The organism is Streptomyces sp. NPDC098101, from assembly GCF_044760185.1.
Taxonomy (GTDB): domain Bacteria; phylum Actinomycetota; class Actinomycetes; order Streptomycetales; family Streptomycetaceae; genus Streptomyces.
The window spans coordinates 717709-738346 of record NZ_JBIWAS010000004.1; the positions used below are offsets into that span (position 1 = coordinate 717709).

The 20638-nt window shown below is 74.6% G+C and carries 24 protein-coding genes; 13 read left to right on the plus strand and 11 right to left on the minus strand.

Annotated elements, in window-relative coordinates; all coding sequences use genetic code 11:
* The first annotated feature begins 147 nt into the window (after positions 1–147).
* From ACIQVI_RS21495 to ACIQVI_RS21505, 3 genes are all read left to right on the plus strand, one after another.
* Positions 148–975, plus strand: a complete 828-nt coding sequence (locus tag ACIQVI_RS21495; protein WP_351969482.1) for a DeoR/GlpR family DNA-binding transcription regulator — start codon at positions 148–150, stop codon at positions 973–975.
* Positions 972–1412: an SRPBCC family protein gene (locus ACIQVI_RS21500; protein ID WP_403598133.1), complete on the plus strand. Its 441-nt coding sequence runs from the start codon at positions 972–974 to the stop codon at positions 1410–1412. The genes ACIQVI_RS21495 and ACIQVI_RS21500 overlap by 4 nt, the downstream gene beginning before the upstream one ends.
* Before the next feature lie 178 nt (positions 1413–1590).
* Entirely contained in the window at positions 1591–2091 is a 501-nt protein-coding gene (locus ACIQVI_RS21505; protein ID WP_403598136.1) for an SRPBCC family protein, read from the plus strand.
* On the opposite strand, the gene ACIQVI_RS21510 is transcribed toward ACIQVI_RS21505, so the two are convergent.
* Positions 2051–3214 carry a PLP-dependent cysteine synthase family protein gene (locus ACIQVI_RS21510; protein ID WP_403598139.1) on the minus strand — a complete coding sequence of 388 codons (1164 nt, stop codon included), beginning with the start codon at positions 3212–3214 and terminating at the stop codon, positions 2051–2053. The genes ACIQVI_RS21505 and ACIQVI_RS21510 overlap by 41 nt on opposite strands.
* 211 nt (positions 3215–3425) lie before the next feature.
* Here ACIQVI_RS21510 and ACIQVI_RS21515 point away from each other — a divergent pair, with 211 nt between their 5' ends.
* Positions 3426–3773 (plus strand): hypothetical protein, encoded by a 348-nt coding sequence (locus tag ACIQVI_RS21515; protein ID WP_403598142.1) that lies wholly within the window; start codon positions 3426–3428, stop codon positions 3771–3773.
* Positions 3774–4026: 253 nt separating this feature from the next.
* Complete coding sequence (locus ACIQVI_RS21520) at positions 4027–4614, plus strand: ATP-binding protein (RefSeq protein WP_351969487.1); 588 nt, start codon at positions 4027–4029, stop codon at positions 4612–4614.
* A gap of 22 nt (positions 4615–4636) precedes the next feature.
* On the opposite strand, the gene ACIQVI_RS21525 is transcribed toward ACIQVI_RS21520, so the two are convergent.
* Positions 4637–5413 (minus strand): SAM-dependent methyltransferase, encoded by a 777-nt coding sequence (locus ACIQVI_RS21525; protein ID WP_403598147.1) that lies wholly within the window; start codon positions 5411–5413, stop codon positions 4637–4639.
* 252 nt (positions 5414–5665) lie between these two features.
* On the opposite strand from ACIQVI_RS21525, the gene ACIQVI_RS21530 reads away from it, so the two are divergent.
* Positions 5666–6130: an SRPBCC family protein gene (locus ACIQVI_RS21530; protein ID WP_351969489.1), complete on the plus strand. Its 465-nt coding sequence runs from the start codon at positions 5666–5668 to the stop codon at positions 6128–6130.
* 13 nt (positions 6131–6143) lie between these two features.
* Here the strand turns inward: ACIQVI_RS21530 and ACIQVI_RS21535 are convergent, their stop codons facing one another.
* On the minus strand, positions 6144–7370 hold the full coding sequence (locus tag ACIQVI_RS21535) for an ROK family protein (RefSeq protein WP_403598151.1): 1227 nt from the start codon (positions 7368–7370) through the stop codon (positions 6144–6146).
* A 201-nt stretch (positions 7371–7571) separates the two neighbouring features.
* On the opposite strand from ACIQVI_RS21535, the gene ACIQVI_RS21540 reads away from it, so the two are divergent.
* The gene (locus tag ACIQVI_RS21540) at positions 7572–8804 is read left to right on the plus strand and encodes an MFS transporter (protein WP_403598153.1); all 1233 of its coding nucleotides are present in this window, start codon (positions 7572–7574) and stop codon (positions 8802–8804) included.
* 95 nt (positions 8805–8899) lie between these two features.
* On the plus strand, positions 8900–9388 hold the full coding sequence (locus ACIQVI_RS21545) for a VOC family protein (protein ID WP_351969492.1): 489 nt from the start codon (positions 8900–8902) through the stop codon (positions 9386–9388).
* Positions 9389–9442: 54 nt separating this feature from the next.
* Here ACIQVI_RS21545 and ACIQVI_RS21550 read toward each other — a convergent pair whose 3' ends face one another.
* The 4 genes from ACIQVI_RS21550 to ACIQVI_RS21565 are packed head-to-tail and all read right to left on the minus strand — an operon-like array spanning position 9443 to position 10776.
* Positions 9443–9772 (minus strand): deoxyxylulose-5-phosphate synthase, encoded by a 330-nt coding sequence (locus tag ACIQVI_RS21550; protein ID WP_402441174.1) that lies wholly within the window; start codon positions 9770–9772, stop codon positions 9443–9445.
* Positions 9773–9830: 58 nt separating this feature from the next.
* Entirely contained in the window at positions 9831–10010 is a 180-nt protein-coding gene (locus tag ACIQVI_RS21555) for a hypothetical protein (RefSeq protein WP_403598156.1), read from the minus strand.
* A gap of 41 nt (positions 10011–10051) precedes the next feature.
* Complete coding sequence (locus ACIQVI_RS21560; protein WP_351969495.1) at positions 10052–10348, minus strand: antibiotic biosynthesis monooxygenase; 297 nt, start codon at positions 10346–10348, stop codon at positions 10052–10054.
* Between the two features lie 29 nt (positions 10349–10377).
* Positions 10378–10776 carry a MarR family transcriptional regulator gene (locus tag ACIQVI_RS21565; protein ID WP_351969496.1) on the minus strand — a complete coding sequence of 133 codons (399 nt, stop codon included), beginning with the start codon at positions 10774–10776 and terminating at the stop codon, positions 10378–10380.
* Positions 10777–10864: 88 nt separating this feature from the next.
* Between ACIQVI_RS21565 and ACIQVI_RS21570 the strand changes: the two genes are divergently transcribed.
* Entirely contained in the window at positions 10865–12451 is a 1587-nt protein-coding gene (locus ACIQVI_RS21570) for an MFS transporter (RefSeq protein ID WP_403598161.1), read from the plus strand.
* Between the two features lie 119 nt (positions 12452–12570).
* Here the strand turns inward: ACIQVI_RS21570 and ACIQVI_RS21575 are convergent, their stop codons facing one another.
* Positions 12571–13266 (minus strand): TetR/AcrR family transcriptional regulator, encoded by a 696-nt coding sequence (locus tag ACIQVI_RS21575; protein ID WP_403598164.1) that lies wholly within the window; start codon positions 13264–13266, stop codon positions 12571–12573.
* A 237-nt stretch (positions 13267–13503) separates the two neighbouring features.
* On the opposite strand from ACIQVI_RS21575, the gene ACIQVI_RS21580 reads away from it, so the two are divergent.
* Positions 13504–13989, plus strand: coding sequence for a nitroreductase family deazaflavin-dependent oxidoreductase (locus ACIQVI_RS21580; protein WP_403598167.1), 486 nt, complete (start codon positions 13504–13506; stop codon positions 13987–13989).
* A gap of 76 nt (positions 13990–14065) precedes the next feature.
* Here the strand turns inward: ACIQVI_RS21580 and ACIQVI_RS21585 are convergent, their stop codons facing one another.
* Positions 14066–15628, minus strand: coding sequence for a geranylgeranyl reductase family protein (locus ACIQVI_RS21585; RefSeq protein WP_351973175.1), 1563 nt, complete (start codon positions 15626–15628; stop codon positions 14066–14068).
* A gap of 163 nt (positions 15629–15791) precedes the next feature.
* Here ACIQVI_RS21585 and ACIQVI_RS21590 point away from each other — a divergent pair, with 163 nt between their 5' ends.
* Both ACIQVI_RS21590 and ACIQVI_RS21595 read left to right on the plus strand, forming a co-directional pair.
* Positions 15792–17156, plus strand: coding sequence for a dipeptidase (locus tag ACIQVI_RS21590; protein WP_403598170.1), 1365 nt, complete (start codon positions 15792–15794; stop codon positions 17154–17156).
* 96 nt (positions 17157–17252) lie between these two features.
* Positions 17253–17954 (plus strand): MBL fold metallo-hydrolase, encoded by a 702-nt coding sequence (locus tag ACIQVI_RS21595; RefSeq protein ID WP_403598173.1) that lies wholly within the window; start codon positions 17253–17255, stop codon positions 17952–17954.
* Between the two features lie 73 nt (positions 17955–18027).
* On the opposite strand, the gene ACIQVI_RS21600 is transcribed toward ACIQVI_RS21595, so the two are convergent.
* A complete protein-coding gene (locus ACIQVI_RS21600) occupies positions 18028–19062 on the minus strand; it encodes an NUDIX domain-containing protein (protein WP_351973178.1) in 1035 nt (344 codons plus the stop codon).
* Positions 19063–19208: 146 nt separating this feature from the next.
* Here ACIQVI_RS21600 and ACIQVI_RS21605 point away from each other — a divergent pair, with 146 nt between their 5' ends.
* Complete coding sequence (locus ACIQVI_RS21605) at positions 19209–19445, plus strand: hypothetical protein (protein WP_351973179.1); 237 nt, start codon at positions 19209–19211, stop codon at positions 19443–19445.
* 74 nt (positions 19446–19519) lie between these two features.
* Here the strand turns inward: ACIQVI_RS21605 and ACIQVI_RS21610 are convergent, their stop codons facing one another.
* Complete coding sequence (locus ACIQVI_RS21610; protein WP_403598177.1) at positions 19520–20509, minus strand: ROK family protein; 990 nt, start codon at positions 20507–20509, stop codon at positions 19520–19522.
* Between the last annotated feature and the right edge of the window lie 129 nt (positions 20510–20638).

A 20638-nucleotide genomic window follows, 5' to 3' on the forward strand; every position in this document is an offset into this window, starting at 1 on the left:
GGGGCGGCTCCCTCGCGGAGTGGGAAGATGCGACGTCGGAGACAGGATCGCGGACGGCCGGAGGGCCGCGCACGGCCTCTCACCGAATTTCACCCCCATCCCCCCATCTCCCATCCCTTGTCTCCTGCGGAAGGACCGGCCCCGGCGGTGACTGACAACCAGAACCTCCTCGCGGAGCAGCGGCGCGCCCTGATCCTCGACGAGGTCCGGCGGCGCGGCGGTGTACGGGTCAACGAACTGACCCGCCGTCTGAGCGTCTCGGACATGACGATCCGCCGCGACCTGGACGCGCTGGCCCGGCAGGGCGTCCTGGCGAAGGTGCACGGCGGGGCCGTCCCGGTGGTCGAGGCGAGCACCCACGAGCCGGGCTTCGAGGCCAAGTCGGTGCTCGAACCGAGCGCCAAGGACGAGATCGCGCGGGCGGCGGCGGCCCTGGTGACGCCGGGCACGGCGCTCGCCCTGTCGGGCGGGACGACGACCTACGCGCTGGCCCGGCACCTGCTCGACGTGCCGGACCTGACGGTGGTGACCAACTCGGTGCGGGTCGCGGACGTGTTCCACGAGGCGGGGCGGACGGGCGGCGCGGGCGAGTCGCGGCGGGGGGCGGCGACGGTCGTCCTGACGGGCGGGGTGCGGACGCCGTCCGACGCGCTCGTGGGGCCGGTGGCGGACCGGGCGATCCGCTCGCTCCACTTCGACCTGCTCTTCCTCGGGGTGCACGGCGTCTCGGCGGAGGCCGGTCTGTCGACGCCGAACCTGGCGGAGGCCGAGACGAACACCTGCCTGATGCGTTCGGCGCGCCGGGTGGTGGTGGTCGCCGACCACACCAAGTGGGGCACGGTGGGGCTGAGTTCGTTCGCCGCCCTGGACGAGGTGGACACCTGGGTGACGGACCGGGGCCTGTCCGAGGGGGTGCGGGCGGAGGTGGCGGAGCACGTGCCGGGGCTCGTGGTGGCGGGCGAGGAGCGGGCGTGAGCCCCTTCCGGGTCGAGCGGACCGTGCCGCTGGCGCCGGAGGAGGCGTGGCGGCGGCTCACGGACTGGCCCGCGCACGGGCGTCTGGTGCCGCTGACGCGGACGCGGGTGCTGACGCCGGGGCCGAACGGCGCGGGGACCCGGTTCACCGCCCGGACGGGGATCGGCCGCCTCTCCTTCGACGACCCGATGGAGGTGGTCCGCTGGGAGCCCCCGGCGGCGGGCCGCCCCGGCGCGTGCCGCCTGGAGAAGTACGGCCGTGTCGTGCGGGGTTGGGCGCTGATCGAGGTGACGGAGGCGCCGGGCGGCGGCTGCCGGGTGGTGTGGACGGAGGAGCTGACGGTACGGGGCGTGCCGCGGGCCCTCGATCCGGTACTGGCCCGGGCGGGCCGGACGGTGTTCGGCCGGGCGCTGGACGGGCTGCTACGGAGGGCCTGAGACGGGGGCCGCGAGGGCGGGGCCTTCGGCGAGGCGGCGGCCGGGGTGCTCTCGGCGTGGCCGTTTCCGGAACCCTCGCCTCGGCGTGCTCTGCGCGTCGACCGCCCCCGCTCCCTGTGCTGTTGACGGAAAGTCAGTTAGGGTGCTCCTTCCGTCCACGCCCCCGGAGGTCCGGTCCATGGCACGCCGACTGAGGCCGGTGGAGCTCGACTTCACCGCGTCCGCGCCCGTCCGCCTGGTGTTCACGGCGACGCTGGCCGCCCCGCCCGCGGCCGTCTACCGTTCCCTGGCCGTGGAGGTGGGCAGTACGCCCTCCTGGTTCACCGCCCTCGTCTCCGCCGTCCCGACGGGCGACGGGGCCGGCCGCAGCGTCCGGCTGCGGGGCGGGATCGCCCTGGAGGAGACGATCCTGGCCGCCGAGCCCGAGGTCCGCTACGCCTACCGGGTGGACGCGACGAACGCGCCCGGGGTGACGGCCATGGCGGAGGAGTGGGCCCTCTCCCCCGCCGGGCGGGGCACGCTGCTGCGGTGGACCATGGCCGCCGACGGCCCGGCCCCGTTCCGTCTCGGGCTGCGGCTCGCGCGGCCGGGCCTCGGGCGGTCCTTCCGGGGCGCGGCGCGCCGCCTCGACCGGCGGCTCACTCCGGCCAGGCCCCCGTCGCCAGGAAGCTCTCGATAGCGGCGGCGTACGGGGCGATGTCGAGGCCCTGCGCGGCCAGCCAGTCGTCGGAGTAGTACTTGTCGAGGTAGCGGTCGCCGGGGTCGCAGATCAGGGTGACGACGCTACCGGTGCGCCCCTGCCCGACCATCTCGGCCACGATCTTGAAGGCGCTCCACAGGCCGGTGCCGGTGGAGCCGCCCGCCTTGCGGCCGATGGCGGTCTCCAGGGCGCGGACGGCGGCGACGCTCGCCGCGTCGGGGACCTTCATCATGCGGTCGACGGCCCCGGGCACGAAGCTCGGCTCCATGCGGGGGCGGCCGATGCCCTCGATGCGGGAGCCGCAGTCGGCGGTGGCGTGCGGGTCGTGGTGGGTCCAGCCGTCGAAGAAACAGGAGTTCTCCGGGTCGGCGACGCAGATCCGGGTGTCGTGCTGCATGTAGTGCACGTAGCGGGCGATGGTCGCCGAGGTGCCGCCGGTGCCCGCGGTGGCCACGATCCAGGCCGGCTCCGGGTAGCGCTCCAGGCGGAGCTGCTGGTACATCGACTCGGCGATGTTGTTGTTGCCGCGCCAGTCGGTGGCCCGCTCGGCGTAGGTGAACTGGTCCATGTAGTGGCCGCCGGTGCGCTCGGCGAGGGCGGCGGACTCCTCGTACATGGTGCGCGAGTCGTCGACGAAGTGACAGCGCCCACCGTGGAACTCGATGAGCCGGCACTTCTCGGGGCTGGTCGTGCGGGGCATGACGGCGATGAAGGGGACGCCGATGAGCTTCGCGAAGTACGCCTCGGAGACGGCGGTCGAGCCGCTGGAGGCCTCGATGACGGGCCGGTCCGGCCGGATCCAGCCGTTGCACAGGCCGTACAGGAAGAGGGAGCGGGCGAGCCGGTGCTTGAGGCTGCCGGTGGGGTGGGTGGACTCGTCCTTGAGGTAGAGGTCGATGCCCCAGCGCTCGGGGAGCGGGAAGCGCAGCAGGTGGGTGTCGGCCGAGCGGTTGGCGTCGGCCTGGACCTTGCGGACGGCCTCCTTCAGCCAGGCCCGGTAGACGGGATCGCTGCGGTCGACGTCCATGGTCGCCGCGGCCGTGGCGGCGCCCCCGGCGGGGGCCGCCGCATCGTTGTGCGCACTGTGCCGGGTGGTGCTCATCCGCGCTTCTCCTCGATCGCTTCCCCGGGGGCGCTCCCCCGGGTGCTCCACTGCCGACGATACCGCTCCCACCTGGGCAAACGTTCCCTTTGACCTTCCATAGGGAAGACTTGCGGAAGGGTGTGCGAGAGGGCCACTGGTGCGGTCGCAGACGGCCCGGCACACTGGGAGCGGCGGCCCGGGGAGACGGGCGGGGAAGGGGCGGATCGGCATGACGGAACCCGAGTTCAGCGCCAGGGGCGTGGGCATCACGCGCTGGCCGCGTTCGCTGACGCGCGCGGGCGAGGTGCGGATCGAGGGCGGGCGGCTCGCCCTGCTCACCAGTTACGGCAGCGAGATCGACAGCGCGCCGGTGACGGCGGTACGGGCGGGACGCCCGTGGTTCGCGGGGCCGGACGAGGCGGTGGCGACCGTGAACGGCACCCGGTACCGGCTGACGTTGCACGGGAAGGGCCGCGACGGCGGGGCGGCGGAGCCCACGGGGCCGGAGCGGTCGGAGGAGCCCGAGGCGTCGGGACGCTTCCTCGCCGCGCTCAAGCGCGCGGCGGGACGGCGCTGACGGCACGAACGGCTCTGACGGCTTCTGACGGCACTGACAGCTTCTGACGGCCGGAGCCGCGCGGCGCCCCTCGGGGCCCGCCGGCCCGGCACGGTTCGCCGTGAGTTGCGGGACGGTCACCCCTGGCCCACGCTGGAAGGACCTCACCGAGGGTTGACAGGTGGTGACAGTACGTCGTGGTCACCGCCCCGCCGTACCGCATGAGAGATCCGAATCTTCGTCTTCTTCCGGACTACTTCGGGGAGTCGCAGCCGTGATCAGCGAACCGAGCAGGTACTACGCGGTGGAGCTCCAGGCCCTGCCGCAGCGGATCGGACAGATCCGCAGGATTGTCTCGGCGCATCTGCGCCACTGGCATCTCGACGCCCTGGTCGACCATGCCCTGCTGGGAGTCACCGAGCTCCTGACCAACGTCCACCGGCACGCCCGGCCGGACAAGCGGTGCACCGTGGAGATCGAGCTGCTGCTCGACCGCCTCACGGTCTCCGTCAGGGACCACGATCCCCGTCTGCCGCAGGCCGGTGACCGGGCGGGCGATCCGGCCGACGGCCTCGCGACCTCCGGCCGGGGCCTCGCCCTCGTCGGGGCGGTCAGCGAGAGCTGGGGCGTCCGGCCGTGCGGGGACGACGGGAAGGTCGTGTGGTTCGTCCTCGCGGCGCCGCCCGTGGGCGGCCCCGTCGAGACGCGCGAGGAAGTCGTGTACGGCGCCGCGACCGAGGGCCCCTTCACCGGGTACGAGCGGGTGCCCGCCGTGCCGCTCGGCACCCCGGCCGATCCGGTCCTGAGCCCGGCCCCCGCGGTGGCCGCCGCCCGTCCGGTCCTGGCGGGCCGGGCGGGCTGAGGGCCCGGACCGGCGGGAGGGCTCAGTCCCCGGCCACGGCGACGAGGGTCAGATAGGCGATGCCGAGGACGCCCCGATAGCCGTTCAGCCAGCCGGAACGCTGCCGGTCGACGCGTTCGCGCGTCTCGGCGGCGAGCGGGTGGCCGGGGTGGGCGGCGAGCCAGACCTCGGTGTCGTACCGGTAGCCGGACTCGAACTCCTCCCACTCCTCGGCGCTCGCCGTCTCGATCCACGCGGGCCGGAACCCGGCCTCGATCGCGAGGTCGACGAGCGCGCCGAGGGAGAGGTGGTCGTCGGCGCGGGCGCCGGGCCACATGCCGGCCAGTTCGGTCGCGGTGGGGGTGCGCTCCCAGAAGCCCTCCCCCAGGACGACGCGGCCGCCGGGCCGGACGAGCCGGCGGAGTTCGCGCAGGGCGGCGGCGGGGTCGTGCGGCAGGTCGGGGTCGCAGAGTGCCTGACTGGCCCCGAGGCAGAGGATCGCGTCGACGGGGCCACGGTCGGTGCCGAGCGCCGACTCCTCGACGAAGGACACCCGGCCGGCGAGCCCGCGCTCCTCGGCGAGGGCGCGGCCGCGGGCCAGGTCCTCGCCGTTGACGTCGATCCCGACCCCCTCGGCTCCGGGAACGGCGTCGAGCAGGCGCAGGAGCAACTCGCCCCAGCCGCAGCCGATGTCGAGCACGTCGGCGGGCCCGGCGGCGGCGAGCCGCCCCAGCAGACGGGCGGCGCGGGCCTCGGAGAGCGGCCCGTGGAAGGTGAGGCCGCCGAGGCGCGGGGAAAGGGCGGAATCGGAGGAGGTCATGGGGCGGAACGGTACGTCGTACGGCCGGACGGGCCCACCGGTTTTCGGCGGGGCCGGGTGGCTGGCCCCGGAGGGAAGCGCGGCCCGGGGAGGAGGTCCGGCCCGGGCGGGAGGTCCGGCCTCGGGCGGGAGATCCGGCCCCTGGCAGGAGGCCCGGCCCGGGGGCGGCGGTCGGTTCGCAAGTCGGCGGGCGGCCCCGGGTCGGCGGTCGGTTCCGGGCGGAAGCGCCGTCCGGGCCCTAGCCTGGGAAGGGTGTACACCACGCGCGTGTCCCGCCACGTCGATGCCCCGCCCCTGGACGTCTACCGGACGCTCCTCGACCCGGAGGCCGTCGCGCGCTGGCGGGTGCCGTACGGGATGACCTGCCGGGTGCACGATTTCGACGCCCGCGAAGGGGGCGCGTTCCGGGTCTCGCTGCGGTACGAGGGGGAGGACGGCGCCGGGAAGTCGGGGCCGCGCACGGACACGTACCACGGTCGTTTCGTGGAGCTGGTGCCGGACGAACGGATCGTCGAGATCGTCGAGTTCGAGACGGCGGACCCGCTGCTGCACGGCGCCATGACCCTGACGACGACCCTGGTCCCGGCGGGCGGCGGCACGGAGGTCCTGGTCGTCCACGAGGGCGTTCCGGACGCGATCCCCGCCGCCGACAACGAGACCGGGACCCGCATGGCCCTGGACCGGCTCGCGGCGCTGCTCGAAGGGCGCCCGGAGTAGTCGGGCGGCTCCCTCAGACCGGTTCGCGGGAGAGGGCGGCCAGGGGGTCGTCCAGGACCGGCTGCCAGGCGAGTTCGGCGGCGCCCACCAGGCTGTTGTGGTCGAGGGTGCAGGGGAGGATCGGCACGCCGCCGCTGCGGCCCCAGAGGCTGCGGTCGGCGACGACCGCGCGGAGGCGCTCGGGGTCGGCGTCGAGGAGTTCGCGGTGGAGGCCGCCGAGGATGATCCGGTCCGGGTTGAGGATGTTCACCAGACCGGCGAGGCCGAGGCCGAGGCGGTCGATCAGCTCCCCCACCGCGACCCGGACGCCGGGGTCGTCCGGGCCGGTGCGCAGCAGGTCGCGGGACTGCTGGAGCAGCGAGACCTCGGGGCCGGGGACGCGGCCGGCGGCCGTGAGGAAGGCGAGCGGGTCGGTCTCGACGTCGAGGCAGCCCCGGCCGCCGCAGTGGCACGGGCGGCCCTCCGGGTTCACCGTCAGGTGGCCGACCTCCAGGGCGAGGCCCGAGCTGCCCGTGTGCAGGCGCCCGTCGAGCACGAGCGCGCCGCCGACGCCCCGGTGGCCGGTGGCCACGCAGAGCAGGTCCCGGGCGCCGCGCCCCGCGCCGTGGCGGTGCTCGGCGAGGGCGGCGAGGTTCACGTCGTTGCCGGTGAAGGCGGGGCCCTCGATGCCGGCGTCCCGTACCCGCTCGGCGAAGATCTGCCGGACCTGGGCCCCGGCGGGCCAGGCGAGGTGGAGGGGGTTGAGGGCGGTGCCCTCGGGCTCGGCCACGGCTGAGGGCACGGCGAGGCCGGCGCCGACGCAGCGGCGGCCGCTCTCCCGGAGGAGGGCCGCTCCGGCGTCGACCACGGCCCCGAGGACCTGGGCGGGGTCGGCGGAGACGACGACGCTGCCGGGAGCCGTGGCGACGATCGTGCCGCCGAGGCCGACGAGCGCGGCCCGGAAGCCGTCCGGGTGGACCTGCGCGGCGAGGGCGACGGGACCCTTCTCGTCGACGGCGAGCCGGTGCGAGGGACGGCCCTGGGAGCCCGCGGCGGCACCGGGGTTGGAGTCGACCCTGATGAGGCCGAGGGCCTCCAGCTCGGCGGCGACGGCCCCCGCGGTGGCGCGGGTGACGCCGAGCTCGGCGGTGAGGACGGCCCGGGTCGGCGCCCTGCCGGTGTGCACCAGCTCGAGCGCGGGTCCGAGCGCGTTGCGCCCCCTGTCCAGCCGTGTCCGGGTCGTCGTCGCCTTGCCGTTCATGGGGGCGAGTCTCCCATGATCGGACGGCGCCCTTGACCTCCCGGGTCGGGGGCCTGGTCCCTGAGTCCGGGTCGGGGGCCCGCGCCCGGGGTCCGGGTCCCGATCCTGCTGCCGTCCCGCTGTCGGGGGTCCCGGCCTCCCGGCGCGGGCGCGGCCCCCGGCCCGGTTGATTCGTTCGCCGCCCGCCCCTATCCTGAGTTTGTGCCGCTACTAAACAAAGTACGGACGGCCGTATCGGGGGGTTCCGGCGGAGACACCGCCTCCCGCTCCCTGTCCCGCCTCCGCTCCGCCCTGACCCTCTTCTTCGCACTCGACGGCTTCCTGTTCGCCGGCTGGGTGGTCCGCATCCCCGCCGTCAAGGAGCAGACCGGCGCCTCGGCCGGGGACCTCGGACTCGCGCTCCTCGGGGTGTCGGCGGGCGCCGTGGTGACCATGACGCTGACCGGGCGGCTCTGCCGCCGGTACGGTTCGCACGCCGTCACCGTCGCCACCGCCGTACTCCTCTCGCTCTCCGTCGCCCTGCCCCCGCTCACCCGCTCGCCGCTCTCCCTCGGCCTGGTCCTGCTCGTCTTCGGCGCCGCGTACGGCGGCATCAACGTGGCCATGAACAGCGCCGCCGTGGACGTCGTGACCGCGCTGCGGCGCCCCGTGATGCCGAGCTTCCACGCCGCGTTCAGCCTCGGCGGCATGGTGGGGGCCGGGCTCGGCGGGCTGCTCGCCGGGAGCCTCTCCCCCACCGTCCACCTCCTCGGGCTCACGCTCGTCGGCCTGGCCCTGACGGGCGTCGCCGGGCCCGTCCTCCTGCACCACCCCTCCCCCGCCCCGCCCGAGGCCCTTCCGACACCGGCCGCCGCGCCCGGCGCGCGACCGGGCACCCCGGCCTCGCGCCGTACGGTCCTCGTCTTCGGGGTGATCGCACTCTGCACGGCGTACGGCGAAGGCGCGCTCGCCGACTGGGGCGCCCTCCACCTCACCCAGGACCTGCACGCCCACCCCGGGGTGGCCGCCGCCGGGTACTCGGTGTTCGCGCTGACCATGACCGCGGGCCGGCTCTCCGGCACCGCGCTGCTCGAACGGCTCGGCCAGACCCGCACCCTGGTCGCGGGCGGTGCGACCGCCGCCGCGGGGATGCTGCTCGGCGCGCTCGCGCCGACCGTCTGGGCCGCGCTCCTCGGCTTCGCCGTGACCGGTCTCGGCCTCGCCAACATCTTCCCCGTGGCCGTGGCCCGCGCCGGCGCGATCGCCGGCCCCGGCGGGGTGGCGACCGCGTCCACCCTCGGGTACGGCGGAATGCTGCTCGGCCCGCCCTCGATCGGCTTCCTCGCGGACTGGTTCTCGCTGCCGGCCGCGCTGACCACGGTCGCGGTGCTCGCCGCCGGGGCCGCCGTGATGGGCTACTGGGCCCGGGACGCCAAGCCCGCCGGGGCGGCCTGAGCACCCGCTCCGGCGCGACGGGATGCGCGATGCCGCACTCTCGGAAGAATGGGTCCCGGATGGCCCCCCACGGGGCCGGGAAGAGGGAACCCTCCATGGCTGTCACCGACACCTCGATGCACCTCACCCAGGCCGCCCACGTCGGGATCTCGGTCTCGGACCTGGACACCTCGATCGCGTTCTACACGGCGCTGACCGGGCGGGAGCCCGTTGCGCAGGGAACGATGAACAGCGTGCCGTTCGGCCGGTCGCAGGGGCTGCCGGTGGCGGAACTGCGGTACGCGACGATCAACATCGACGGCCTCGGCATCGACCTCATCGAGTTCCGCGACCCGGTGGGCGAGCGCACGAACGGCCGGGCGAACCGCCCCGGCTCCATGCACCTCTGCTTCAAGGTCGACGACCTCGACGCGGTGCACCGGCGGATGGAGGAGGCGGGGTACGACTTTCTGGGCGCCCCCTACACCTTCCTCGCGGGCGAGGTCACCCCGGACGCGGCCCTCGGCACCGAGGTCGCCTACTTCAACGACCCCGACGGCACCAATCTGGAGATCATCCAGCCGAAGGGCGGGTTCGCCAACTAGGGCCCACCCGACACCGGTCCGCCGGACAGGCGCGGTCGCCCGGCGCACCAAGGGCTACGGCAGTTCCTGGCGCACCAGCGCCCGCGCGAACGGTTCGCCGGTCCTTCGCGCGTACGCCATCCGCTCGCGCACCTCGCCGAGCGTGCGCGGGCGATAACCGGGGCCGCCGCAGCAGCCCTTGTGGAAGCGGACACCGGCGTTCACGAGCACCGACAGGGTCCGCCAGGCGGCGGTGTCGCGCCGCCGCGGCGGTGCGAAGGCGGAACCCACGTGGATCAACGGCTCGGCACAGCGCGGGCAGATCCGTTCGCGGTCACCGCCGTAGGGCTGCTTGTAGGAGGCCCGGCAGGGCAGGCAGACGTACGAGGTCTTCGCGTGGGCCATGCGGGCCAGAGTACGGCCCGTCCGGGACGAACTCGACCGGGTTTTCCGTGGTGTTCGGCTACGCCGGGAGGACCAGGCGCGCCCCGGCGACGAGCATCAGGGCGGTCGGGGGCAGCAGCCACCGGCGGTTCAGGGCGGCCCGGTGGGAGGGGGCCGGGGTGGCCCGGCGGGTGCGGACCGCGGAGAAGCAGAGGAAGCCGGCGACGAGGTGCGGGAGGACCAGCAGTACGCCGATCACCCAACGGAGCAGGTCCCTGTCGTCCCCGGGCGGGGCGTCCCTCACCGCAGGGACGCGAGGGTGAAGTGCCGTACGCGGAGGGGCTCGACGAGGTACTCCTCCTCGCCCGGCAGGACGACGGGCCGGTCGCGCCAGTGCTCGCCCGCGTACTCCACCAGGGCCCGCTCGTCGCGCCAGCGGCTGACGTACAGCAGCGCGTCGGGCGGTGCGAGCAGCACCTCGTGGTCCACCAGACCCGGATGGCGGGCGGGGAACTCGCGCACGGCGGAGACGATCATGTCGTGGAACGCCTCGAAGCGGTCGGGACGCACCCGCGCCTCGCTCACCCTGATGATCACGCCGTCAGGGTGTCACGCGCGCGTGCGCTTCAGGAAGACCGGTCCAGCATCCGGGTCAGGACCTCCCGCTGGAGGGGCTTCACCTCGGCGTGGCGGGCGAGGCCCTCCTCGGTGAGCCTCACCTGGACGCCCCGCCGGTCCTCGGGGCACATCCCCCGGACGACCAGGCCGTCCTTCTCCAGGCGGGCGACGAGCCGGGACAGCGCGCTCTGGCTGAGGTGGACCCGGCCGGCGAGCTCCTGGACGCGCCAGGCCGCCGGGCCGTCCGGGGAGGCGTTCTCGGCGAGGACGTCGAGGACCTCGAAGTCGCTGGCGCCGAGCCCGTGCGGATGGAGGGCCCGGTCGAGCTCACAGGTCGTACGGGCGTGCAGGGCGAGGACGTCACGCCACTCGTCCACGAGCGCGCGTTCGGACTTGTTCGCTGCCATGGCCGAACGTTAGCAGAAACGACCCTCTTTGTTGCACATGCATTAAATGCGCTTGCACTCAATGCACATGCATGTACTGTCTCGGGTCATGACCTCTCCGCTCACCGACGCGCCCCGCTCCGTCCAGGAACGCTGGAGTCCACGCCTCTGGGGCACCCTGCTCGTGCTCTGCGCCGCGATGTTCCTCGACGCCCTCGACGTCTCGATGGTCGGCGTCGCCCTGCCCTCGATCGCCGCCGACCTCGACCTGTCCACCGCCACCCTCCAGTGGATCGTGAGCGGCTACATCCTCGGCTACGGAGGACTGCTGCTCCTCGGCGGCCGCGCCGCCGACCTGCTCGGCCGGCGCCGGGTCTTCCTGATCGCGCTCGCCGTCTTCGCGGTCGCGTCCCTGCTCGGCGGACTCGTCGACTCCGGACCGCTCCTCATCGCCAGCCGGTTCGTCAAGGGCCTCAGCGCCGCCTTCACCGCCCCCGCCGGACTGTCGATCATCACGACCACCTTCAAGGAGGGCCCGCAGCGCAACCGGGCCCTGTCCATCTACACCACCTGCGCCGCCACCGGCTTCTCCATGGGCCTCGTCCTGTCGGGGCTGCTCACGGAGCTGAGCTGGCGGTGGACCATGCTGCTCCCCGCCCCCGTCGCCCTGATCGCCCTCGTCTTCGCGCTGCGCCTCATCCCGCACAGCTCCCGCGACGACTCCTCCGGCGGCTACGACCTGCCGGGCGCCGTCACCGGCACGGCCGCGATGCTGCTGCTCGTCTTCACTGTCGTCGAGGCCCCCGAGGCGGGCTGGACCTCCGTCCGCACCCTGCTGTCCTTCGCGGCGGCCGCCGCCCTCCTCGTCGCCTTCGTCCTGATCGAACGGCGCAGCGCGAGCCCCCTGGTGCGGCTCGGGGTGCTGCGCTCCGGCTCGCAGGTCCGGGCCCAGCTCGGCGCGGCGGCGTTCTTCGGCTCGTACGTCGCCTTCCAGTTCATCGTGACCCAGTACATGCAGTCGCTGCTCGGCTGGTCCGCGCTCCAGACGGCGCTCGCCTTCCTCCCGGCCGGCGTGCTCGTGGCCCTCTCGTCCACGAAGATCGGCGGGATCGTGGACCGGTTCGGCACGCCCCGGACGATCGCGACCGGCTTCACCCTGCTCGTCGTCGGATACGCGCTCTTCCTGCGCGTCTCGCTCGTCCCGCAGTACGCGGCCGTCATCCTGCCGTCGATGCTGCTCATCGGCGCGGCCTGCGCCCTGGTCTTCCCCTCGCTCAACATCCAGGCCACCAACGGCGTGGCCGACCGCGAGCAGGGCATGGTCTCGGGCCTGCTCAACACCTCGATCCAGGTCGGCGGCGCGTTCTTCCTCGCCGTGACCACCGCCGTCATCACCGCGGACGGCGGACACGGCGGGAGCGCCTCCCCGCAGGCGGTCCTGGACGGCTTCCGTCCGGGCCTGGCCGTGGTCACGGTCATCGCCCTCGCCGGACTCCTCATCACCCTGCCGGGACTGCGGAGGCCGCGCGTCGCGGCGGCCGGGTCGGTCGTGGTCGCGCGCTCCGCGGACGGCGGCCCGGCGACCGGGAGCGCGGTCGGCGAGGACGTGGGCGCCGGGGACGCGGTCACCGGGAACGTGACCGCCGGCAGTCCGGCCGCCGGGGACGCCCCGGCGAAGGTCGCCCTCCACGACTGACCGTCGTGAGGGGTACGGGGGGACGCGTGGCCGTCCGGCGCTTCGGCGACCGGGCGGCCGCGCGGCACGTCGGGGGGTCCCGGCCGGGAGGCCGGGCCAGGTCCGGCGGCCGCGCCGGTTCAGCCGCGCGGCAGCAGGCCCACGTCCTGGCCCAGGCGGCGGGCGGCCGCGGCGAAGAAGGCGTCGCGGTCCTCGACGACCCGGTGGAACTGACCGAAGACCTCGAAGGAGACCAGGCCGAAGAGCTGCGACCAGGCGGCGACGAGCGCGACGGCGAGGGCCGGGGGGAGGTCCGAGGCGAGGTCGGCGGCGATCCGCTCGGCCTCGGGCCGCAGCGCGTCCGGGAGCGGGGGGAGGGCGAGGCCCTCGCCGGTGTGGGCCAGGCGGACGATCTCGACGAGGGCGAGACCGACGCGGGCGGCGGGGGCGATCGTGTCCTGGGGCGCGCTGTAGCCGGGGACCGGGGAACCGTAGATCAGCGCGTACTCGTGGGGGTGGGCGACCGCCCAGGCGCGGACCGCCCGGCAGACGGCGGTCCAGCGGTCCAGCGGGCGCTGCCCGGCGGAGTCGGCGGCGGCCCGCTCGGCGGCGGCGCCGACCGCGTCGTAGGCGTCGACGATCAGGGCGGTGAGGAGGTCGTCGCGGCTCGGGAAGTAGCGGTAGAGCGCGGAGGACACCATGCCCAGTTCGCGGGCGACGGCCCGCAGGGACAGCTTGGCGGCACCTTCGGCCGCGAGCTGGGTGCGGGCCTCGTCCTTGATGGCGGCGGTGATCTCGATGCGGGCGCGAGCGCGGGCTCCTCGGACGGTCGTCATGGAGAGCAGTGTGCCACTTTCGGAGCACCGCTATGAAACGAGAGCGCTGGAAACAAGATGGATCGCTGGAACGGAATAAGAGCAGCGCAACAAAACGAGAGCACCGCTCTTGATTGTGAGCAGCGAACCGTGCACACTGATCTCAAGCGAGAGCACTGCTCACGTTTCTCTCGCCGCCGAAAGCCCCGCACACGCCCCCGCCCGAACCCCTCACCCCTCACCCCTCAGGAGGCAGCCATGTCCGCCCAGCCCGCCGCCGGCGCCCACGTCATCAAGCCCGGCTGGTTCACCGTGAACGTCTTCAACCGGCTGGTCGCCTGGATGACCCGCCGAGGCATCAGCGTCTGGGGTTCCCGTGTGCTCGCCGTCCGCGGCCGCAAGAGCGGCGAATGGCGCCGCACCCCCGTCAACCTCCTGACGGTGGACGGCGTCCAGTACCTCGTGGCCCCCCGCGGCCACGTCCAGTGGACCCACAACATGCGGGCCGCAGGCGGCGGACAGCTGCACCTCGGCAAGCACGTGCAGGAGTTCACGGCCGTCGAGGTCACCGACGACGCCAAGCCCGCGCTGCTCCGCGCCTACCTCAAGCGCTGGAAGGCCGAGGTCGGCATCTTCTTCGACGGGGTCGGCCCGGACTCCTCCGACGCCGAACTGCGCGCCGCCGCGCCGAAGCACCCCGTCTTCCGCATCACGCCGACGGGCTCCGCCGCCCCGGCCGCGTGAGCGGACCGGGCCGACGGAGCCCGTACGAGTCGATCGCGCTTCCCGGCGGCCGTACCGAACCGCCCCGCGCGGAGGGTCAGACGCCCGTCTCGGTGCCCTTCGTCTCCTCCGTGCCCTTCGTCTCCCGCGCGTCCTCCGACGCGCCCCGCACGGCTCCCGGCTCGTCCGTGCCCTCCGGCTCCGACGCGTCCCGGTCCTTCGCCGTGACGCCCCGGCCCGCCGGGCCGACGCCGGACGAGGTGTCCATCCGCTTGTCCAGGACCTCCAGGGCCCGCCGGGCCAGACCGTTCGAGCGGACCATGCCGCCGAGGGTGGCCGAGCCCCGGGTGATGTCGGCGAAGGCGTTCCAGGCCGGCCGCAGGCCCGTGAGCGTGGCGTGCAGCAGCCCCGGGCGCCGCTCGAAGACGGCGAGCATCCGCCGCCCGACCGCCATCTCCACGCCGAGGCCCGCCTTGATCGCGAAGGCGTAGTTCAGGGCCTGGCGGCGCGCGTCCACCGCGTCGTTCGCCTCGGCGACCCGCACCGCCCACTCGCCCGCGAGGCGGCCCGAGCGCAGCGCGTACGAGATGCCCTCGCGGGTCCACGGCTCCAGGAGACCGGCCGCGTCGCCGCAGACCAGGACCCGGCCCCGGGAGAGCGGCGAGTCGTCGGTGCGGCAGCGCGTCAGATGGCCGGAGGAGATGGAGGGTTCGAAGCCGGCCAGGCCGAGCCGGGCGACGAAGTCCTCCAGGTACCGCTTGGTGGCGGCCCCCTCGCCGCGCGCCGAGATGACGCCGACGGTCAGCGTGTCGCCCTTGGGGAACACCCAGCCGTAACTGCCGGGCATCGGGCCCCAGTCGATGAGGACGCGCCCCTTCCAGTCCTCGGCCACGGACGGCGGGACGGGGATCTCCATCTCCAGGCCCAGGTCGACCTGGCCCATCTTCACCCCGACGTGAGCGCCTATGCGGCTGGCACTGCCGTCGGCGCCGACGACCGCGCGCGCCAGGATCGTCTCGCCGTCGGCCAGGACGACGGCGGCGGTCCGCCGGTCCGGCACCGCCGGCCCGTGCTGCTCCACCCGGGTCACCGTGGCGCCGGTCCGCAGCTCGGCGCCGGCCTTCTGCGCGTGCTGGACGAGCTGCGCGTCGAACTCGGGCCGGTTGATGAGCCCGAAGAGCATCCGGCGCGAGCGGCGGGTGCGGGCGAAGCGCCCTTCGAGGGAGAAGGTGACGGCGTGCACCCGGTCCTGGAGGGGCAGTTCGAAGCCCGGCGGGAGCGAGTCGCGGGAGGGGCCGATGATGCCGCCGCCGCAGGTCTTGTACCGGGGCAGCTCGGACTTCTCCAGGAGGAGCACCCGGCGCCCGGCCACCGCCGCCGCGTAGGCCGCGGACGCGCCGGCCGGTCCGGCGCCGACGACCACGACGTCCCAGACGTCCGCCGTGCCGTCCGGATCCGGGCCCGCGCCGTCCACGACGGAAGCCGCACCCTCCTCGCCGGAAGCCGTACCGTCCATGCCGGAAGCCGCACCCTCCTCGCCGCCCGCGGCCCCGTCCGGGCCCGCGTCCCTTGCCGCCGCCTCCGCACCGGTGCCCTCAGGAGCCGCGCCCTCGGGCTCGGTGTTCTCCGGACCGGCGTTCCCTGCGTGCTCGCTGCTCACGATGTGCTTCTGCTCCTGATCCGACCGGGGGTCTGCTCCTGACGCATCCTACGGCGCGGTAGCCGGGGCCCCGGCCGTAGGATCGACGGTGCGTTCGCCGCGCCACGACACGCGACGGACGCCCTTCTCCCGTCGTAACGTCGCACCCACCAGGAGCGTGCCCATGACCGCGAATCCGATCGCCGAGACCGTACGGTCCCTGATGCCCCGCGCCAAGGCGGAGCTCACGGAGCTGGTGGCCTTCGAGTCGGTGGCGGACGAGAACGTGGCCCCCCGCAGCGAGTGCGAGGCGGCGGCGAACTGGGTCGCGGACGCGCTGCGCGCCGAGGACTTCCAGGACGTGGCGCTGCTCGACACCCCGGACGGCTCGCAGGCCGTGTACGGCGTCCTGCCCGGCCCGGCCGGCGCGCCGACCGTCCTGCTCTACGCGCACTACGACGTGCAGCCGAAGCTGGACGAGTCGGCGTGGCTCTCCCCGCCGTTCGAGCTGACCGAGCGCGACGGACGCTGGTACGGGCGCGGCACGGCCGACTGCAAGGGCGGTGTGGTCCTGCACCTGCTGGCGCTGCGCGCCCTGAAGGCGAACGGCGGCGTCCCGGTGACGGTCAAGGTGATCGTCGAGGGGTCGGAGGAGCAGGGCACCGGCGGTCTGGAGCGGTACGCCGAGGAGCACCCCGAGCTGCTGACGGCCGACGCGATCGTGATCGGTGACGCGGGCAACTTCCGGGTGGGCCTGCCGACGGTGACCGCGACCCTGCGCGGCATGACGATGATCCGGGTGCAGATCGACACCCTGGAGGGGAACCTGCACTCCGGCCAGTTCGGCGGGGCCGCGCCGGACGCGCTCGCCGCGCTGATCCGCGTGCTCGACTCGCTGCGCGGCCCGGACGGTTCGACCGTCATCGACGGCCTGCCCGGCGACGCGGTCTGGGAGGGCCTCCAGTACCCGGAGGAGAACTTCCGCCAGGACGCCAAGGTGCTGCCGGGCGTGGACCTGCCGGGCGGCGGCACGGTCGCGGACCGCATCTGGGCGCGTCCCGCCGTCACCGTCGTCGGCATCGACTGCCACCCGGTGGCCGGTGCCACCCCGTCCGTCCCGAGGACCGCCCGCGCCCAGGTCAGCCTGCGGGTGCCGCCGGGCCAGGACGCGGCCGAGGCGACGAAGCTGCTCTTCGCCCACATCGAGAACCACACGCCGTGGAACGCCCGGGTGACCCTGGAGCAGGTCGGCCAGGGCCAGGCCTTCCAGGCGGACACGTCGAGCCCGGCGTACGCCTCGATGGCCGAGGCGATGGGGGTCGCGTACCCCGGCCAGGAGATGCAGACGGCCGGTCTCGGCGGCTCGATCCCGCTGTGCAGCACGCTGGCCTCGCTGTACCCGGAGGCGGAGATCCTGCTGATCGGCCTGAGCGAGCCGGAGGCGCAGATCCACGCGCCCAACGAGTCCGTGTCGCCGGAGGAGCTGGAGCGCCTGTCGGTGGCCGAGGCGCACTTCCTGGTGAACTACGCGCGCTCGAAGCAGGTCTGACGGTACGTCGGTTTCCGATCGGGTTCAGCGTTCGGCGAAGCTCGCCGAACGCGTAGAACCGGGCGGCGGACCCGCGCGGACGCGTAGGTTCGCCGCATGGAACCCCTCATGGTGACCCCGCGGCTGTACGTGCTCGACCACTCCATCGGTCAGGCCTACCTCTGGCGGGACGAGGAGGAGCTGACCCTGGTCGACGCGGGCTGGGCGGGCACGGCGGACGCGACGGCGGCGGCCGTACGGGCGGCCGGTCTGGACCCGGACCGGCTGCGCCGCATCGTGCTGACCCACTGCCACCGGGACCACGTGGGCGCGGCCGGGGAGCTGGCGGACCGTCACGGGGCCGAGGTCGTGGCGCACCGTCTGGACGCGCCGGTGGTCCGGGGCGAGGCCCCGGTCCCCGAGCCCGACCTCCTGGACTGGGAACTCCCGCTGTACGAGCACGGCCTGACCGTGCCGGAGGCGCCGCCGACCCGGGTGGACCGGGAGGTCGAGGATAGCGAGGAGCTCGGCTTCGGCGACGGGGCCGTGGTGGTCCACGCCCCCGGTCACACCCCCGGCTCGATCGCCGTGCACCTCCCCCGCCACGGCGTGCTGTTCGCCGGGGACACGGTGGCCTCGGTCCGGGGCGTCACCTTCGGCGTGTTCCACGTCGATCGCGCCCTCGCCCTGGAGTCGATGCGGAGGCTGGCGGAGCTCGACCCGTCGGTGCTGTGCTGCGGGCACGGCGCGCCGGTGGTGACGGACACGGCGGCCCGGCTGCGGGCCGCGGCGGCGGCCGGAGCGGTCCCGACGGGCTGAGTGGCCCGACGTCCTGAGTGGCCCGACGGGCTAAGCGGCCTGACGGCCCGGGCGGTCCCGGCGGTCCGGCGGGTCACCCCACCGGCGCCCCGGCCTCCAGGTTGAGGACGGTGCCGCGTTCCCGCGCGCGCAGGGCCCAGCGGAGGCGCCGGTAGCGGACGGGCGGCAGCAGGTCGGCGGCCTCCTCCTCGGTGACGAAGCGCCAGCCGCGCAGTTCGGCGCCGGGCAGGCTGAGCCGCTCGGCGTCGGCGGCGCGGAGGGTGCCGCCGTCGAAGAGGAGGCGCAGTCCTCCGTACCCCGGGGGCTCGGGCCGTTCCCAGTCGACGAGCAGCAGCCGGGGGACGGCGTCGAGCGCGAGGCCTATCTCCTCGGCCACCTCCCGCATCCCGGCCCGGGCCGGGGGCTCGCCGGGCTCGACGACGCCGCCGGGGAACTCCCAGCCGGGCTTGTAGGTGGGGTCGACGAGCAGGAAGCGGTCCTGCTCGTCGAAGAGCAGCACGCCGGCGGCGACGGTCTCGCCGGTCGGTTCGGGCGTCTGGACGATCCCGCAGGGGGCGGCGAGCCCGTCCCGGACCGCGTCGGCGACGGTCCGGGCGGTCTCGGCCGCGGTGAGCGCGGAGTTGTCGACGGCGTACGCGTCGGCGGCGAGCCAGCCGAGGGCGGCGCGGTACGGATCCACGCGCGCGTGACACCACTCGCGGACGCGGGCGTCGGCCTCGGGATCGCCGTACTCCGCCCGGGTGTCGATCCGGTGACGCAGGATCGTTTCCTCAGGTGAGAGCAGGATGTGGCGCACTTCGATGCGGCGGGCGGCGAGCCCGCCGAAGATCTCGTCCCGGTACTCCTGGCGGAGCAGGGTCATGGGGACGACCAGGACGCCGCCGACCTCGGCGAGCAGGGCGGCGGCCGTGTCGACGACGAGCCGCCGCCAGATCGGCAGGTCCTGGTAGTCCTCGACCTCGGCGAGCCGCTTGGCCGGAAGGAGCCGGCCCATCGCCCCGCCGATGAGTTCGGGGTCGTACAGGGTGCTGTGCGGGATCAGATCGACCAGTTCACGCGCGGTGCTGGACTTTCCCGCGCCGAACGCCCCGTTGATCCAGACGATCACGTTTCCCCCTCTTCGGTAGCCCCCTGTGGCTTGCCCGCAACACCCTGCCACGGAAACCACGATCGTATGGATCGGCGTGGGGACCGGCATGGGCGGGAGACTTCCGGGAAACCGTGGGGGGAACGACAAGCACGAGGGGTGTGGACATGAGTCGTACGGTTCTCGAACGTTTTCCGGCCGGCGGTCCGCGGGGCAGCTGGCCCGCGGAGGAGTTCGCCGGCGCGCGGCGCGACGAGGGAGTGCCGGCCCGGGTCGTGATGGACCTGGAGTCCGACGCGTTCCTGGTGGTCGTCGAACAGAGACCGCCGGAGCGGAGGAAGGCCGAGGGGAGGCTGATCGGACCGAGGAGGGGCGAGCGGAGGGCCGAACTCGTACGGGAGTAGGCAGGTGCGGAAGAGGCGGATGCGGGAGGAGGCGGGTGCGACGGCCGCCTCCTCCCCTACGGGGTTCCGGGGCGTCAGGAGCCGGTGCCGGCGCCCGCGTTCGCGCCGGCGCGCGATGCGCACTCCCGCGTGCGCCCGGCGGCCGCGGCCGCGCCGAGGAGGCCCGCGTCCGTGCCCGTGAGGGCGGGGACGACCGTCAGGTCCCGCACGAAGGAGAGCGTGGCGTAGCCGCGGAGGCTGCGCCGCAGCGGGGCGAAGAGGACCTCGCCCGCGCCCGCCACCCCGCCGCCGACGACCGCGACGTCGATCTCGACGAGGGCCGCCGTGGCGGCGATGCCCGCCGCGAGCGCCTGGGCGGCGCGCTCGAAGGAGGCCACGGCCACCGGGTCCCCGGCGCGCGCGGCGGCGGCCACCGCGGCGGCGGAGACGTCGCCGTCGGGCCCCGGCCGCCAGCCGTTCTCCAGGGCGCGGCGGGCCAGGTGCGGGCCGCTGGCGACGCGTTCGACGCAGCCGCGCCCGCCGCACGCGCAGGGTTCGCCGTCCAGGTCGACCGTGATGTGCCCGATGTGACCGGCGTTGCCGGTGGGGCCCGGGTGGAGGCGGCCGCCGAGGACGAGGCCGCCGCCGACGCCCGTGGAGACCACGAGGCCGAGGGCGTTGTCGTGGCCCCGGGCGGCTCCGAGCCAGTGCTCGGCGGCCGTCATGGCGACGCCGTCGCCGACGAGGGTGACCGGTCGGCCGCCGGTGGCCCGCCGGACCCGCTCGACGAGCGGATAGTCGCGCCAGCCGGGGACGTTGACGGGGCTGACGGTCCCCCGGACCGCGTCGACCGGGCCCGCGCTGCCGATGCCGACGGCGTCGGCGGCCTCCCACAGCGGGGAGGCGGCGAGCTCACCGAGGACGCCCTCGACCGCCGCCATCACCGTCTCGCCGTCCTCACGCGCGGGCGTGGGCCGCCGGGACCGGACGCGGACGCGGCCCTCGCCGTCGACCAGGGCGCCGGCGATCTTGGTGCCCCCGATGTCGAGGGCGACGACGAGACCCGTGGCGAGGTCGGTGTGCATGGGCGGGAAACCTCCGGGGGCGGCCGGGAACGGTCGGGCGTCCGTATGGTCTCACGCGGTATGACAACGTTGTCCAGGCCCTATGCTCGTGCGGAGTCCGAAAGACGGCCCGGCCACGGCGGGGTCCCG

What these genes read in the sequence shown, in the direction of transcription:
- ACIQVI_RS21590 (WP_403598170.1), top strand. Translation starts at nt 15,792, where the DNA reads ATGACCGCGAATCCGATCGCCGAGACCGTACGGTCCCTGATGCCCCGC.
- ACIQVI_RS21535 (WP_403598151.1), bottom strand. Translation starts at nt 7,370, where the DNA reads ATGAACGGCAAGGCGACGACGACCCGGACACGGCTGGACAGGGGGCGC.
- ACIQVI_RS21545 (WP_351969492.1), top strand. Translation starts at nt 8,900, where the DNA reads ATGGCTGTCACCGACACCTCGATGCACCTCACCCAGGCCGCCCACGTC.
- ACIQVI_RS21570 (WP_403598161.1), top strand. Translation starts at nt 10,865, where the DNA reads ATGACCTCTCCGCTCACCGACGCGCCCCGCTCCGTCCAGGAACGCTGG.
- ACIQVI_RS21610 (WP_403598177.1), bottom strand. Translation starts at nt 20,509, where the DNA reads ATGCACACCGACCTCGCCACGGGTCTCGTCGTCGCCCTCGACATCGGG.
- ACIQVI_RS21515 (WP_403598142.1), top strand. Translation starts at nt 3,426, where the DNA reads ATGACGGAACCCGAGTTCAGCGCCAGGGGCGTGGGCATCACGCGCTGG.
- ACIQVI_RS21505 (WP_403598136.1), top strand. Translation starts at nt 1,591, where the DNA reads ATGGCACGCCGACTGAGGCCGGTGGAGCTCGACTTCACCGCGTCCGCG.
- ACIQVI_RS21525 (WP_403598147.1), bottom strand. Translation starts at nt 5,413, where the DNA reads ATGACCTCCTCCGATTCCGCCCTTTCCCCGCGCCTCGGCGGCCTCACC.
- ACIQVI_RS21575 (WP_403598164.1), bottom strand. Translation starts at nt 13,266, where the DNA reads ATGACGACCGTCCGAGGAGCCCGCGCTCGCGCCCGCATCGAGATCACC.
- ACIQVI_RS21595 (WP_403598173.1), top strand. Translation starts at nt 17,253, where the DNA reads ATGGAACCCCTCATGGTGACCCCGCGGCTGTACGTGCTCGACCACTCC.
- ACIQVI_RS21565 (WP_351969496.1), bottom strand. Translation starts at nt 10,776, where the DNA reads ATGGCAGCGAACAAGTCCGAACGCGCGCTCGTGGACGAGTGGCGTGAC.
- ACIQVI_RS21580 (WP_403598167.1), top strand. Translation starts at nt 13,504, where the DNA reads ATGTCCGCCCAGCCCGCCGCCGGCGCCCACGTCATCAAGCCCGGCTGG.
- ACIQVI_RS21510 (WP_403598139.1), bottom strand. Translation starts at nt 3,214, where the DNA reads ATGAGCACCACCCGGCACAGTGCGCACAACGATGCGGCGGCCCCCGCC.
- ACIQVI_RS21605 (WP_351973179.1), top strand. Translation starts at nt 19,209, where the DNA reads ATGAGTCGTACGGTTCTCGAACGTTTTCCGGCCGGCGGTCCGCGGGGC.
- ACIQVI_RS21550 (WP_402441174.1), bottom strand. Translation starts at nt 9,772, where the DNA reads ATGGCCCACGCGAAGACCTCGTACGTCTGCCTGCCCTGCCGGGCCTCC.